The organism is Photobacterium piscicola, assembly GCF_900166965.1.
Lineage (GTDB): Bacteria > Pseudomonadota > Gammaproteobacteria > Enterobacterales > Vibrionaceae > Photobacterium > Photobacterium piscicola.
Genome location: NZ_FUZI01000001.1, coordinates 240,217 through 255,947 on the forward strand (window position 1 = coordinate 240,217; position 15,731 = coordinate 255,947).

Sequence of the window (15,731 nt, forward strand, 5' to 3'; positions counted from 1 at the left end):
CTATAAGTCTAATTGTATCAATTATTGGCTATTTTCGATTTAAATAGACTCAAGTTATACCGTTAATGTGAGCTCTCTCCATAATGACGGCTGTTCATCACTGCATGAGTGATGCTTGTTAACTATTTTAGTTTTGAACCGGAGAGTGTGGATGAGCTTACTGAGTATGCCCTTTGTCGATACCAATGTAGACACAGTATTAAGTGTGTTTGCGGGGGTAGTATTAATTGCAACCATTGCTGCTGTTGCGATTGGTTTTTGGAAAATACACGAATTACCTATTCATAAAGCATCGACGAAAGAGCATCACCAAATAGGCTTAATAACCGCCCTAACATGGATTGGTTTTGTGTGGCATTGGGTATGGGTGTTGGCAGTCATTATTGCATTTGTTGATGGGGAAAAAGCCCTGTGTCGCTTGCGTGATATTTGGCATGGTGATCGCTTACCTGTCGCGCCTGCTACGTCTACAGATGCTATGACTACAGATACAGAGGAGAAGTAGTATGTTGGAAGGTTTAGCTGTTTGGGCGCTGTTTATTTATTTATTGCGTTTAGTGGGCATGCCATGGAATAAATTCACTCAAGCTTTTGCATATGTTGGTGGTGGCAGTTGGTTAGTCTTTGTATGGTTTGGTTTAATTACTTATGCGCCAATGGATTTATCTGGCGGCTCACTCGTTCAATCGCCGCATGTGCAGTTGCGTCCTGCATCCACATCAATCAATGGTCGTGTAAAAGCTATTTATGTGGAACCCAACAGCAAAGTAACCCAAGGCCAATTAGTGTATGAGCTTGACTCTGAACCGTACGTTATTGCGCTTAATAAAGCACATGCTAGCCTTGATGCCGCAAAAGTTGCTCGTGATATGGCGCAACAAGATATTGCAATGGCGCAAGCCTCAAAGACCGCAGCGGTGAAAGATATTGATATCGCAACAAAACAGTTATCCGCAGCCACCGCAGATCACCGTTTAAAAAGTACGATGCTTGCCCGTTATGTAAAGCAAAACAATGTTGTTAAACATACCGTCACTGCAAGCATGTTAGATGAACAACGCACTGCGGTTGATGTGGCTAAATCACAACAGATTATGTTGGATTCACAAATAGAAAAAGCCCATATTGCAGTTAAAAAAGCGCAGTTAGGAATAGAAAAAGCCGAGTTAACCTTTAACAGTCGTGATGTTGATGTGATCACAGCGAAAGAAAATGTCGCTAAAGCTCAGTGGGATCTCGACAATACTAAGGTTTATGCGCCTGCAGATGGTTTTGTCACCAATTTCATTATGCGTGAAGGTCAATATGTTGGCTCTGTTCCGCGTATCCAAATGTATACCGATGAAAAATATGTATTAATGCGAGTCAATCATCAAGCCATTCGAAATGTAAAACCAGGGCAGATGGCTGAATTTGCTTCTGCTGTTTACCCTGGAAAAGTCTTTGCGGCGGAAGTTGAAGGTATTGTTGAGGCAACGGGGGAATCACAAGGTAATTTGATTGGACGTGAAACCAATGTTCGTCAAACGACGGGTGCAAATATCGCCAATAAGCACCATTTTGTACGTTTAAAACTTTATGAAACAGATGGTTATGATATTCCAGTTGGCTCTGTTGGATTAGCTTGGGTCAGCGCTGAAAAACCCATTAGTTTCCTTGGTTTTCTGGACGTTATTCGTGGCATTATCATTCGAATGAAAGCACAGGTTTTCTATGTTTGGTCAATGTAAACGGTTGTAAATTATTATAATAATAGTCGTTGTATACCGGTTCACCTGCCACGGTTTATATCGTGGCAGGTTTTTTTATAAAATGATGAGATGTGAGTAAATCAGCTAATCTTGACGCAGGTTATTAACCATTGAAATCGGCGTTGGGTAACGGCGTACAACCCAATAGGTTGAAATAACAAATGTGGTAATAGTAACGGTTTCGATAAAAGTTTTACCTTGTTCTGATAGTAAACCTTGCGCTATGGCGGCATAAACTAACAAAAGTGAAAATTCACTGGCTTGACTTAAACGAGCACGAAGTTCGACACTTTCTATTTGATCTTCGTGGGCTAAGGTTAATGCGATTTTAAATCCCCATGCTTTTATGCGGATCAGACAAATACCAAAAACGACCCCCAAAACGGTATAAATATTACTGTCCCATAAGTTGATTTTTGCGCCAATGGCAAAGAAAAATAAGATCAGAAAAAATTCACGTAATGGTTTTAGATGAACGGCAATCGCTTGCGACACCGGACTGACTGCCAGAGTAATACCCGCGATAAAAGCCCCTGTCTCGTAAGATAAACCAATACTATTGCAGAGTAATGCCCAGAAAAAACACCATGCAAGTGTTGCGATAAAGCTATATTCCTGAATAACATCAAAGCGCTTTAATAATGGCAACATAACGTATTTTACCGCTAAATAAGCACTAAGAATGATAGCGATCAGCTTGATGACTAATAAACTCAAACTGAGACAAATATTATGCTCGGTGTTGATATTAAACAATAATAATACACTGATCGCGATAATATCTTGCATTAGCAAAATACTGGTCATCACTTCACCCATACGTAAATGGTGAAGGGTGGTGGTTGGAATCAGTTTAAGGCCTATTACAGTACTTGAAAACATCATTGCCGCAGCAGTAATGAGAGCATCCGTAACGGAAAGATTAATGATTAATGCAAATAAAAAGCCGCTAATAAAAAATAATAAACAGCTGATCAGTGTGATCACCGCACTTTGTTTAAATAAATGCAGTAAGCGAAGAGGTTGTAAATTTAGGCCTAAAATAAACAGCAATAGAATGACCCCAAGATGTCCCATTTGACTAATGCTGGTGGCATCGGTGACTAGCTGAAATCCATAAGGGCCGATGATAATACCGGTAAAAATGTAAGCGAGAATAATAGGTTGGCGAGTATAGAGAAAAAGACTACTGAAAATAGCCGTGATAATAATAATACTACAGAGCTCAGTGATCATGCTGGTTAGGTTTTCAAGCATATGACCCCTATAGTTTTATTATAACGTTAGAACTCGCAGCGATTGTAACGTTGGTAATGATTAATAATATCTTCAATAAGTTCAGGTTCTGAAAAATCATCAACAAAATAGCGTTTCTGATCATTTTTGATAAACACTTCGAGGTGTGTTTCATCACCATCAACACTGGGAATAAAGTGGATAGCATATTCATATGGCAATTGTTTATCGTTAGCGATCACTAACCTAAATCGACGATCCATACAGTATATATCTGTAAAATAACCCGCAGCAGAGAGTTGCTTACTTGCTTTCGTAACTGCGGATTTCGCAATGATATAGCCCATATTATGTGCTGTGATAGTTGTCATGACGACGCCCTCTTTATTGATGTTAATAGGGGTAACGTTTGTCTATATCATTCGATTTTATCGGGCGAATACACATACTTACCAACTAAATAATTCAATCATCGTCATTAGATCTTTTCATCAATATTTTAGTTTCGATATTTGCTTATTTTTTTCGAATAACGATTTGATTATGTATAAAAATGTAATAATGGCGGCCTTTTTGGAATTTATTATTACATTTTAGTCTTAAATCAGTGTTTTTGTAGGTAAGATTTGTACAATAAGAATGAATTTTCAATTGAGAGAAACACGCTATGGTACACAAAACACTTCGCATTATTCCCTTAGTTGCATTATTAGCAACGTCTATAACTGTGCATGCTGATGATGTAATTAATCGGCTTGATAATCAGCTTTCTCATATTGAAAATACAATTAATGGAACCCAACGTACTATTAGGCGTTCACAAAATAAATATGACAACACGCAAAGAACCATGACAGAACTTAAAGATGGTACCTATGCTGAGAAAAGTGTGGGACGTGCAGTGAAAAAGAAGAAAAGAAGAGCGGTGAATAGTTTAATTCATCGTTCAAATAACGCTATTCGTAAAGCGACTAATATCTACTAATTACAACGAAGATGATGGATAAAATAATGCGGCTATCATGTGCGTGATAGCCGCATTTTTAATGTTGTGTTTTTATATTGTTAGCAACGTACTTATGATTTTTGTAGGCGTACTTTTGCTTGTTTACGCTCAGCGGCTAAACATGCAGCTGCGGTAAAGACTACATCTGTTGAACTGTTCAATGCTGTTTCTGCTGAGTCTTGAATTACACCAATAATAAAGCCGACAGCAACAACTTGCATCGCAACTTCATTTGGAATGCCAAATAAACTTGCCGCAAGTGGAATAAGTAATAGTGAGCCACCTGCAACACCTGATGCCCCACATGCTGATACTGCAGCAACAACACTGAGTAATACCGCTGTTGCAAGATCCACTTCAATACCTAACGTATGCACTGCTGCTAACGTTAACACGGTGATTGTAATAGCTGCGCCACCCATATTAATGGTTGCACCTAAAGGAATAGAAACTGAATAGGTGTCTTCGTGCAGATCCAGATCCTTACATAATTTCATATTAACTGGAATATTGGCTGCTGAACTACGAGTAAAGAAGGCGGTAATACCACTCTCACGTAAACAACGAAATACCAGTGGGTAAGGGTTGGTTTTGGTTTTTACAAATACAATAAGCGGGTTAACAACTAATGCAATAATTACCATTGAACCAAGCAATACCGCAAGTAGATGAGCATAGCCTAATAATGCATTAAAGCCTGTTTGAGCAAAGGTATGCGCGACAAGACCAAAAATACCAATAGGAGCAAGACGAATAATAAAGCGCACAATTAATGTTACGCCATCAGACATGTCTTGAAAAACCTGTTTAGTAGCATCACTCGCTTGGTGTAATGAAAAGCCTAATGCAATCGCCCATGCCAAAATACCAATAAAGTTACCTGTCATTAATGCATTAATTGGGTTATCCACGATTTTAAAAAATAGTGAATTAATAACTTCAGCAATACCTTCAGGTGGTGCAATAGAGGTCGTGTTAGTAACAAGCGTCAAAGTGGTAGGAAAAAGGAAGCTCATTGCTACAGCGGTAAAAGCGGCTAATAATGTTCCTAATAAATAAAGAAAAATTATTGGCTTCATATTGGTATGAGTGCCTTTTTTTTGATTCGCAATCGATGAGGCGACCAAAATAAACACTAAGATTGGCGCAACTGCTTTTAATGCGGCAACAAATAGTCCGCCTAAAAAGCTTACGCTTGATGCTGATGATGGAAAAAAGACGGCTAAAGCAACACCGGCGATAATCCCCACTAATATTTGTATTACTAGACTGCCATTAGCGACTCTGGCAAGAAAGGGTTGTGATTGACTCATAGTTTATCCTGCATTTTTTATTGTTGTGTTTAAGTTTTATATTTTGTAACAGAAACATTTTTTAACAGGATCTGTTTAAAATAGCCAGCCTTCTTTTGATAAGCATAGTTATTGCTGTTTTTTAACAATTATTATTACGTCCATGTCACAATTTAGTATCAATATGAGTGTTTTTATTGGCATGTGTCACGTAAATAAAAAATATGAATTAAAGTGAGATGGTTAATTGTTGCTTGATTGTTAAATATATTTTTAAAGAAGGTAGTTGCTAATGTTGTGTTGTTTTACATTTAGTTACATAAAGCAAAACGCCCAAAATTAATTATTTCCACTTATGTGGTAATTAATATTAGGCGTTTTAGAGAGGCTATTAAAATAGCCTCATATTTTTAAATGACGCTTATTTAGGGTCTAAGCTAGATAAGGTCATAGAGGTACATTTTATTACTGTAAGTTGCTTTGCTTGGTTTAATAATGCTAACAATGTTTGCTTATTCCAGCTGTTATTTGATGCTGAATAATGGGCTGCCATCATTGCTTGTACTTCATGATCAAGTTGCTGTAATAGCGGTGGTTGAGCCATTAATGTTGTGTATTGCTGTTGACGCCATTGTTGATAATAAGTCTGTACTTTAATCGGCTCATTGGCGTTAATGGCAGCTTCAAGTATTGATATTAGATCTGTTGTTTGTGCCGCTGTTACGGTTGTTGTGACAACAGGTTGCTGACGCTTTTTAATGAATAATACGAGAGTAATTAACCACAATAGAGCAAAGGTCAGTGTTGTCCATGGCCAGATCTCCGCGGTAGTGATGGCTTTTGTTGAATGTATTGTTGCTGCGGGCGGCGTTATTGCTGCTGGTGGTGAAAATTGGTTATTTGCGGTTGGATCAGCAATAACATTTAAAATTAACCCTTTAATTTCACTTCGTTGTTGTTTTTCTGTGGTTGTGTTCCACCAATTAATGGTTAGCGATGGTAGTGTTACTTTGCCTGTTTGACGAGGAATGATGACTTGTTTTAACGTCATAACACTGTAACCATTCTCAGTACGATATTCAGGTTTTTCATTATAAATACGTACAGTTTCAGGGTAAGTCAGGTTTACATTTGGCATATTACTTTGAGCTACATCTTTAATTCGCAAAGTAATAGTGCGGGTGATGGGTTCGCCAACTTTAGTGGTTACGTCATTGCTATTTGAAACCTGTGGCTGCCATGTTTGTTGCAGCTGTAAGTCAGGGGTTGGTAACCATAACCCTTTGTAATCTGTTGGTTTAGGCTTTATGTTGATGGTGATATCTCGAGCATCTTCATTTACAGGAACGGTAATGCCTGAGCTAAAACCATTTGCGCCACGTACAGCATCACCACTGAACTTCGAACCGTGAATAATGATCTTACCCGCTTTTTCTGCTGTCAGTTGGTAGTTACGAGTGATGACTAAATAACGGCGGCCATTTTGGACAATATTATTTTGAGCATCTTGACCCACTTGTGACACTACTAGGCCGTCACCTGATGGTGCACTCAATGAGGCTTGAGATAGTTGCTCACCGATTACAATCTTCACGCGGTAATTAATACTTTCACCAACATAAAGTGTATTTTTGTCGATTTCAGCTGTCACTCGAACATTGGTTTGATTTGATACCGCGGTATTATTTTTTTGACTGCCTTTTAGAACACTAATCGTAATTGGTGTTGTTTGAGAACTACCAATTTTAAAGGCCGGTATAGTCGCAGTTCCAACCTTTTTCGCAGCTAGGGCCAGTGTCCAAGTAGTATTGCGTGACATTGCGCCGTTTATTAATGATGTTGAGCTACTGACGCTGGGTTGGCCATAAGCAAAGTCAGGGCTTAATATACTAAAGTCGACACTGTTAGGGTTGATCGCAGTATCAACTGATACGGTCAATTGAAATACTTGATTAACAGCAACAACATTTTTCGATACTGTCGCTTCTGCTTGTGCCGCCATTGCTTGCAGGGGTAAGAGTGCTACAAACATGGTTAAAAGTAATAACCATGGAGAGCGGCATTTTTTAGCCCAATTTATTTGATTTAGTGACATGTTCATTTTCTCTATTACCATGATTTATTACTTTGTTGCTGCTCGGCTCTTTGCTGTGCTTGCAACATTAATTGGGCTCGAATTAACTCCGCTGTATCGTTAGGTACTTGCTCAAGTTTTTTCAATATAGGATTACTAACTGAAAGTACTTGTTGCTGATCACCATTTGGTTTGCCTTGCTGCATCGTTATCGCTGATGGTTGCTGAACTTTACCATCTTGTTTTTGTTGCTTATTTTTCTGTTGAGCCTGTTGAGCCTGTTGAGCCTGTTGAGCCTGTTGAGCCTGTTGGCTTAGTGCTTGTTTTGCATTGTGTTCAGCTTGCTGTTTCTTTTCTGCCGCACTCATTGACGGTTGTTTTTCTTCTTTTCCAGCCTGTTGTTGTGTACTGTCTTGTCCTTGTTGTCCTTGTTGTCCTTGTTGTCCTTGTTGTCCTTGTTGTCCTTGTTGTCCTTGCTGACCTTGTTGCTGCTGTTGGTCTTTATTACCTTGCTGACTTTGTTGTTGCTGTTGGTCTTTATTGCCTTGCTGACCTTGTTGCTGCTGTTGGTCTTTATTACCTTGCTGACTTTGTTGTTGCTGTTGGTCTTTATTGCCTTGCTGACCTTGTTGCTGCTGTTGGTCTTTATTGCCTTGCTGACCTTGTTGTTGCTGTTGGTCTTTATTGCCTTGCTGACCTTGTTGTTGCTGTTGGTCTTTATTACCTTGCTGACCTTGTTGCTGCTGTTGGTCTTTATTGCCTTGCTGACCTTGTTGTTGCTGTTGGTCTTTATTGCCTTGCTGACCTTGTTGTTGCTGCTGGTCTTTATTGCCTTGCTGACCTTGTTGCTGCTGTTGGTCTTTATTGCCTTGTTGACCTTGTTGACCTTGTTGACCTTTTTCTCCTGATTGTTGCTTGTTTTCCTGCTTGTTTTTTTGCTGTTGTTTCTGCTTTTCAGCTTGCTCAACAATAGCTAGATTTTTTTTAGCATCAGCAAAGTCAGGTTGTTGTTTTAACAGCTTTTCATAAGTTGCTGCTGCTTGTTTATAATCACCTTTTTGAGCATAAGCATTACCAAGATTATATTGTGAGGTTGGATCTTGTAACGGCTTTAATGTCTCTATCGCTTGTTCATACTGCTTGGCTTTATATTCAGCAATGCCTTTCCATTGTGGTGACGTAAAATCTTGAGCTGCTTGTTTATAATTACCATCAGTAAATGTTTCATATGCTTGGCGGTTAGTGTTTGTCCATGGACTTGCTTGAGCATGGTCGATGGGCACTATAATAAACATTGCAGCTAAAACAATACCGCGACGAAAGCCCAATAGCGCCAATAATAGTAATGGAATAATTAACCAGAAACCGCCATTTAGACGTTCTTGCAGCTCTTTTTCATGGCCTTTTTTACCATTATCTAATGGTTTTGCTGTGAAGTTAGCAATAGCATTAACATCATTATCGGTTGTTTGTGCCATTTGTAATATGCCTCCAGTGCTGTCAGTAATTGACATCAGTGTATTGATATCAATTTTACTGATCACCGGTGTGCCATTTTCTGATAATAAACTGCCATCAGGAAGTTGAATTGGAGCACCTGCAACGGTTCCCATTGCCAGAATAGAAACGCGATAGTGAGTACCTTTGAGATCGGCTAATGCCTGCTTAGCGATAGCCTTTGTCATTCCATCGGTCATTAAAATAATATCACCAGTGTTATGACCCGCTTGTTTCAGTAGCCTGATCGCTTCAGCAATACCTGTGGCAGCATTATTTCCCGCAATAGGCATAACATCGGGTGATAAGCTTGGAATTAAATTACGTAACGTACTGCTGTCAGTGGTGAGTGGGCTAACTTCATAGCCATCGCCCGCAAAAGCGACTAAACCAGTGCTGCCTTCTTTCCAGCTCGGTAACATATCTAAAGCTTTAAATCTTTCTTGGGTTAAGCGATTAGGTTTTATATCCGTGGCATACATTGATTGTGACATATTCATCACGAGCACTCGTGCGCCACTAAGGTTATAAGCTGGCAGTTTTACTTTTTGCCAGCTAGGTCCTGCCATAGCAACAACCGCAATAAGCCAACCTAATGCTAATAAAGCTATAGGCCATATTTTTGGCTGTTGTTGTGTTAAACCCAATTTTTGCGCAAGGTGGGGTGCAATTAAGCCTGAATGCTGCGCTTTACCTTTTAACCATGGCAGAACAATGATCAAGGGAATGAATGCAGCAAACCACAATGGGTGCATAAAGGTAAAATCAGCCATGACGTTTCCTCATGAAAGCGATGATAACGGATAAAAGCAATGCTAACGCTAATGGATAACGGAATAGCTCATCACGTGGTCGCCACGTTTGTTGAGCATTATTAACGGGTTGAAGTTTATTGATCACATCGTAAATTTTTTCTAACTGTTGTGGATTTCGCGCACGGAAATATTCACCACCCGTCATTTCGGCAATCTTACTTAATGTTTTTTCATCCAGATCAGATGACGGATTGACAACACGATCGCCAAAGAAGCCTTTTTGGATCATTTTATCAGCACCAACACCGACGGTATAAATTTTAACATGGCTTTCTTGTGCCAGTTTAGCCGCTTCAATCGGATCGATAACACCTGACGTATTGCCACCATCGCTGAGTAAAATAATGACCCGCTGTGGTGCTTTACTGTCGATAAAGGTTTTTGTTGCAACCCCTAGCCCTTCACCAATTGCAGTACTTTGGCCAATTAATCCCAGTACGGTGCGATTAAGTTGTTGTTCAACGGTTTTGCGATCAAAGGTTAATGGTGTTTGTAAGTAGCCATGATCAGCAAAGACGACCAGTCCAATACGATCACCTTTTCGTTTAGCAATAAAATCAGCCAATACATGTTTAACTGCTGTGAGTCGATCAATACTTTGACCATCTTTCGTTACCATATCAGGGATCGCCATTGATCCTGAAAGATCGACAGCCAGTAGCATATCTCGGTGTTCTGGTTTAATTTCTATTGGGTCGCCATACCATACTGGTCGGGCTATCGCACACACAAGGCTTACCCATACTAAGGTCATTAATAGTTTTCGAATAATAGAACTGGGCTGTTTTTGGCCAACGCCTTGCGGTAACTGAGGTAAATGGATGGCCGCAGGTTGTGCAACGGGTTTACTGAATCGATAAACTAGCCAAGCTAATGGCAATAAGGCCCATGCCCATAGCCATACAAATTCAAACATTGGATGACTCCTTAGTGATCATCATTGAGGTATTACTATGATCATTGGATTTCGCGGGCAAGGCATGTTGTAGCCACAGTAATGCCTGCTGCTGGCAATCATTAAATTGCGGTTCTGTTAATGGTGTCGAGGAAAAAAGCCCTTGCTGCCACGATGATTGTTGATCAACAAAACCACGGTATTTAAGTGGTAACTGTTGATCAAGAAAGGTGAGCCATTGCATTCCCGTTAAAGGAGCAATAACTGTTCGTGGAAAATAGCTTAATGCGGCTTGTTTTAGCAGTGTATTAACTGCTGTAACACCATCATCAAAGCGATAGGTTTTTAAGATGCTGAGTGCTTCTTTTTTCGCGGCAAGATGATGATGGCGAGATCGAAAGCGATAACTTACGAGGCTTATAAGAATAAGGCTGACAATAATTACTGCCCACCATCCCCAAGCAAGAGGCCAAAAGCTCGGCTCGGTGTGAAGATGAATATCCGCCAATGGTAATGCTGGGGGGGTAAGTTGTGTCATTACCTTATTCCTTGAGAATGAGCGCCAAGCTGCTGCAATAGCGGTTGTGCCGCTGAGAGAGTATGTAATGGTATAGCAAGTGATGTCGCCATTTCATGAATAAAATACTGATGGGTTTGATATTGTTGACTGAGTGAGTCTCGTGTTTTTTTAGCGGAGAAATCCAGCCATGCTGATTGTTGATTATCAGTAACATGCTCATAGCCACGGAATTGTGTTTGTCCTTGTTCGAGTGGATCATGAATTTGAACAAATTGGATACGATTATGCTGTCGAAGTTGGCTTAAACGTCGTTTGTCAGTGGCTTTTAACGTATAAAAATCACTGATAATAATAATCTCACTGCCTTTAGGGCAGAGATAATGTAACCGTTTAAGTGCAGTTGAAAAACCATCATGCTTAGTGCTGTTTCCTGCTTGTAAGGCATCATGTTGAGCTGAAATTAATGCGTTAATAATTTGCAAAGGCCCACGTTGGCGCGCTGTAGGTTTACACTCTATGGTATTAATTCCATCGTAAATAATAGCACCAATACGATCTTGTTCATCAATAGCGAGCCAGCTTAATAAACTCGCAAAATGTGCAGCTTGTACTGATTTGAGAAGTAATTGCGAGCCAAATTGCATGCTATTGCTGAGGTCTATAAATAGCATAATCGGCTGTTCACGTTCCTCAGTAAATAACTTGGTGTGTGTTTTTCCTGTACGCGCAGTTACTCGCCAGTCAATAGAGCGAATATCATCACCCGCTTGGTAAGGGCGTACTTCAGAGAAGTTCATGCCACGCCCTTTATGACGGCTTTGATGGTGGCCATTGAGTTGTGACCAAATACTTTTGGCAGGTGCCAGCCATCTTACCGCTTGATTTTTATATTGCAGTAGCTCTGCTAGACACACATTGACGCCATCGCTATGGGGTGGCAGCGCTACGTTGATGTGTGTAGTTTTCATAAGCTAGCAACCTGCGAAATAAGTGTTTCAACAACACGATCTGCTGCAATACCTTCTGCTTGTGCTTCATAGCTTAGCAGTAAACGATGGCGTAATACGGGATAAGCCATTGTCTGAACATCTTCTGGTGTGACGAAATCACGACCACAAAGCCAAGCATGAGCACGCGCACAGCGATCGAGAGCCAAGGTTGCACGTGGACTGACGCCCATTTGTAGCCATGCCTGTAGCTGCTCATTAAAGCGATGTGGTTCACGTGTCGCCATCACTAAACGAATAATATAGTGCTCAACATCATCTGCCATATGGATATTTAAGATTTCTTTTCGTGCTGCAAAAATATCATTTTGGCTAATTCGAACCGGTTCTGTTTTTTCTATACCCAACGCTTCGCCACGATTAAGGCGGAGAATTTCAAGTTCACTTTCTGCATTAGGGTAATCAACATTTAGTTGTAGTAGAAAGCGATCTAGTTGTGCTTCTGGTAGTGGGTACGTTCCTTCTTGCTCGATTGGGTTTTGTGTTGCCATCACCAAAAATAATTCGGGTAGAGGATAAGTGTTGCGACCCGCTGTAATTTGTTTTTCAGCCATCGCTTCTAGCATTGCTGCCTGCACTTTGGCTGGCGCCCGGTTAATTTCATCAGCAAGTACTAATGAATTGAAAATAGGGCCAGGTTGAAAGGTAAATTCAGCTGTTTCAGGACGAAAAATGTCAGTGCCAGTTAAATCTGAAGGTAATAAGTCAGGCGTGAATTGGATGCGATGGAAGTCACCTTCAATACAATCTGACAATACTTTTACTGCACGAGTCTTTGCCAATCCTGGGGGACCTTCAACAAGAATATGACCGTCGGCGAGTAAAGCAATTAAAAGCTGTTTTACTAAATTAGGCTGGCCGATAACTTGACTTTGAAGGTAATCATTTAGACGTTTGAATGTACTAGCGAGCATACAAATATTTCCTTTGGTATTCAAAATACTGACGATGAAACAGTTTTTTCTCGGACTACTAAAACAGGATAAAGTTCAGACTTAATTCTGTTATTGATGAATTATATAATTATAAAAAGCGAGGTGTTAAACAAATAATGCGCATGATTAATCATATTTCGACAATTTTTATAAATTTAACACTTAGTTCATAAACTGTAATTTTGTGACTTTTTTGTAACATTTATGAAAATGATAAAAAAATAGCAATCGTTACCTTCTAAAAATGTCATCTGACCACCATTGTTTATTGAGCCTTGTTTATTGAACTTGTGGTTAACATTTACTTAACAATGTGGTGTTTGATGATTTTTTTGATATTATCTCAACCTTTTGAAAATTAGTTGTTTGTTTGGATTTTATATGTGTTTTATAGATAATTTTAATGTTAATGAAAATATTAAAATTACTTACTACTGATTTAATTGTTAATAAACAGGGTTCGTGGTTTAAAAAATGTTAACTCCTTTACTTGCTATGGATATGCATCTGTGTTGTTATATTTGGCATATGCAATATGTTTGTAATTAACGAGTGTTATATTTAATTCGTTGTCAAAACAATGATAACAAAATGTAATTGCACGTGACTGACAGCATGCTTAAAAAATCATTTAAATAAATACGATAAGATCAAAGGAAGGAGCCTTAGAAATGAAAAAAGTAGCATTAGTGACTGGCGCTAAAGGCGGTATTGGATCTTCAATTACTCAGGCCTTAGTTGATGCTGGCTTTCGTGTTATAGCGGCTCATCACCCTAAAAGTGAACAGTCAGCTAAAGAGTGGTTTAAAGAAAATAATTACTCCAATGAGTCAGTGAAATTATTTCCATTAGATGTAACTGATACTGCTTTCTGTAAAGAATCACTCACTGCATTATTAGAACAAGAAGGTCATCTTGATGTGTTAGTTAATAATGCGGGCATCACGAAAGATACCACGTTTAAGCGTATGACCGCTGAACAATGGAATGAAGTGATCAACACTAACCTCAACAGCTTATTTAATGTGACTCAACCTTTGTTTGATTCTATGTGCCAACACGGTAATGCGCGCATTATTAACATTACCTCTGTTAATGGTCTTAAAGGCCAGTTTGGTCAAACAAATTACTCAGCAGCTAAAGCTGGCATGATTGGTTTTACTAAAGCGCTAGCGGCTGAAGGTGCACGTGCTGGTGTTACTGTGAATGCGATTGCTCCTGGGTATACAGGCACAGCAATGGTAGAAGCAATTAAACCTGAAGTACTTGAATCAATTAAAGCAGAAATTCCAATGAAACGCTTAGCGCAACCTCAAGAAGTTGCGGCAGCGGTTGTCTTTTTAGCAAGTGATGCAGCGGCATATATTACTGGCGAAACATTGTCAGTAAATGGCGGTTTATACATGCACTAATAGTGCCTGTTATAACAAAGACAAAATAATAAATCATATTATAGAAAGGATGCAAAATATGGCTAAGGTATACATTGTTGCCGCAAAACGTACCCCAATCGGTAGTTTTAATGGTGCGTTAAAATCAGTTTCTGCAGCACAACTTGGTGCGGTTGCAATTAAAGGTGCACTAGCGCAAATCAATGTTCCTGTTGATGCGATTGATGAAGTTATTTTAGGTAACGTCGTTGGAGCAGGTCAAGGTATGGGACCTGGTCGTCAAGCTGCTATTTATGCGGGCTTACCCAATGAAGTGCCAGCGTACTCACTCAATATGGTTTGTGGTAGTGGCATGAAAGCATTGATGGATGCTGCTGCACATATCAAAGCGGGTGATGCCGACCTAGTGGTTGCTGCGGGTGCTGAAAATATGTCACAAATTCCATTTTGTGCATCAGCAAAGATTCGTGATGGACAAAAAATGGGTAACCTTGAGCTAACAGATCTTTTGATTGCTGACGGTTTAACGGATGTTTTCAATAATTACCATATGGGTGTAACGGCTGAAAATGTGGTTGCTAAAGTTGGTTTAACGCGTGAGCAGCAAGATAACTTTGCACTCGCGAGTCAGCAAAAGGCCGTTGCTGCTATTGAACAAGGACGTTTTGTTGCTGAAATCTGCCCTGTAGAAGTGGTTAGCCGTCGTGAGACTATTGTTGTTGATACTGATGAATATCCAAAAGCAAATGCTACGATTGAAGATCTGGCTAAATTACGTCCTGCTTTTAACCGTGATGGTTCAGTAACAGCAGGTAATGCGTCTGGTATTAATGATGGTGCCAGTGCAATTATTGTGGCATCTGAAGCTGCTGTAGCTAAATATAACTTAACACCATTAGCTGAAGTTGAAAGCTACGCCCAAGCGGGTGTTGCGCCCGAAATTATGGGTTTAGGTCCGGTTCCTGCAGTACTTAAAGCATTAGAAAAAGCAAATCTTTCAATTGAAGATATTGATCTTCTTGAATTTAATGAAGCCTTTGCTGGTCAAGCATTAGGCGTATTCCACGAAGTTGCTAAAGAAACTGGCACTAAAGTGGAAGATTTAGTTGAGCGTGCGAACGTAAATGGTGGTGCAATTGCACTAGGTCACCCTCTTGGTGCATCTGGTAGCCGTATTCTTGTTAGCTTACTGCATGAAATGTGTCGTCGTGATGATAAATACGGCATGGCAACATTATGTGTCGGTGGTGGCATGGGTACTGCAGTTATTTTAAAACGTGTGTAAGTAAATAAACTAATACAATCAGTGTGA

At 39.7% G+C, this 15,731-nt stretch carries 14 protein-coding genes; 5 read left to right on the forward strand and 9 right to left on the reverse strand.

The genetic code is table 11. From position 1 onward, the window contains the following. The first annotated feature begins 151 nt into the window (after positions 1–151). On the forward strand, positions 152–505 hold the full coding sequence (locus CZ809_RS01110; protein ID WP_080155607.1) for an MFS transporter: 354 nt from the start codon (positions 152–154) through the stop codon (positions 503–505). Between the two features lies 1 nt (position 506). Continuing rightward, complete coding sequence (locus CZ809_RS01115) at positions 507–1,730, forward strand: HlyD family secretion protein (protein ID WP_080155608.1); 1,224 nt, start codon at positions 507–509, stop codon at positions 1,728–1,730. Positions 1,731–1,835: 105 nt separating this feature from the next. Here the strand turns inward: CZ809_RS01115 and CZ809_RS01120 are convergent, their stop codons facing one another. Both CZ809_RS01120 and CZ809_RS01125 read right to left on the reverse strand, forming a co-directional pair. After that, the gene (locus tag CZ809_RS01120) at positions 1,836–3,008 is read right to left on the reverse strand and encodes a cation:proton antiporter domain-containing protein (RefSeq protein WP_080155609.1); all 1,173 of its coding nucleotides are present in this window, start codon (positions 3,006–3,008) and stop codon (positions 1,836–1,838) included. A 26-nt stretch (positions 3,009–3,034) separates the two neighbouring features. Next, complete coding sequence (locus tag CZ809_RS01125) at positions 3,035–3,358, reverse strand: hypothetical protein (protein ID WP_080155610.1); 324 nt, start codon at positions 3,356–3,358, stop codon at positions 3,035–3,037. Positions 3,359–3,654: 296 nt separating this feature from the next. Here CZ809_RS01125 and CZ809_RS01130 point away from each other — a divergent pair, with 296 nt between their 5' ends. Then, positions 3,655–3,972, forward strand: coding sequence for a hypothetical protein (locus tag CZ809_RS01130; RefSeq protein ID WP_080155611.1), 318 nt, complete (start codon positions 3,655–3,657; stop codon positions 3,970–3,972). A gap of 92 nt (positions 3,973–4,064) precedes the next feature. On the opposite strand, the gene sstT is transcribed toward CZ809_RS01130, so the two are convergent. The 7 genes from sstT to CZ809_RS01165 form a co-directional block, all read right to left on the reverse strand. Further along, positions 4,065–5,306 carry a serine/threonine transporter SstT gene (gene sstT / locus CZ809_RS01135; RefSeq protein ID WP_080155612.1) on the reverse strand — a complete coding sequence of 414 codons (1,242 nt, stop codon included), beginning with the start codon at positions 5,304–5,306 and terminating at the stop codon, positions 4,065–4,067. A 400-nt stretch (positions 5,307–5,706) separates the two neighbouring features. After that, complete coding sequence (locus tag CZ809_RS01140; protein ID WP_080155613.1) at positions 5,707–7,380, reverse strand: BatD family protein; 1,674 nt, start codon at positions 7,378–7,380, stop codon at positions 5,707–5,709. A gap of 14 nt (positions 7,381–7,394) precedes the next feature. Further along, a complete protein-coding gene (locus CZ809_RS01145) occupies positions 7,395–9,629 on the reverse strand; it encodes a VWA domain-containing protein (RefSeq protein WP_080155614.1) in 2,235 nt (744 codons plus the stop codon). Then, a complete protein-coding gene (locus CZ809_RS01150) occupies positions 9,622–10,587 on the reverse strand; it encodes a vWA domain-containing protein (RefSeq protein WP_080155615.1) in 966 nt (321 codons plus the stop codon). Before CZ809_RS01150 ends, CZ809_RS01145 begins: the two co-directional genes overlap by 8 nt. Continuing rightward, positions 10,580–11,104, reverse strand: a complete 525-nt coding sequence (locus tag CZ809_RS01155; RefSeq protein ID WP_080155616.1) for a DUF4381 domain-containing protein — start codon at positions 11,102–11,104, stop codon at positions 10,580–10,582. Before CZ809_RS01155 ends, CZ809_RS01150 begins: the two co-directional genes overlap by 8 nt. Continuing rightward, complete coding sequence (locus CZ809_RS01160) at positions 11,104–12,054, reverse strand: DUF58 domain-containing protein (protein ID WP_080155617.1); 951 nt, start codon at positions 12,052–12,054, stop codon at positions 11,104–11,106. Before CZ809_RS01160 ends, CZ809_RS01155 begins: the two co-directional genes overlap by 1 nt. Further along, positions 12,051–13,007 (reverse strand): AAA family ATPase, encoded by a 957-nt coding sequence (locus tag CZ809_RS01165; protein ID WP_080155618.1) that lies wholly within the window; start codon positions 13,005–13,007, stop codon positions 12,051–12,053. The genes CZ809_RS01160 and CZ809_RS01165 overlap by 4 nt, the downstream gene beginning before the upstream one ends. Before the next feature lie 692 nt (positions 13,008–13,699). Here CZ809_RS01165 and CZ809_RS01170 point away from each other — a divergent pair. Beyond that, entirely contained in the window at positions 13,700–14,440 is a 741-nt protein-coding gene (locus tag CZ809_RS01170; RefSeq protein WP_080155619.1) for an SDR family oxidoreductase, read from the forward strand. Between the two features lie 58 nt (positions 14,441–14,498). Beyond that, complete coding sequence (locus CZ809_RS01175; protein ID WP_080155620.1) at positions 14,499–15,704, forward strand: acetyl-CoA C-acetyltransferase; 1,206 nt, start codon at positions 14,499–14,501, stop codon at positions 15,702–15,704. The last annotated feature ends 27 nt before the right edge of the window (positions 15,705–15,731 follow it).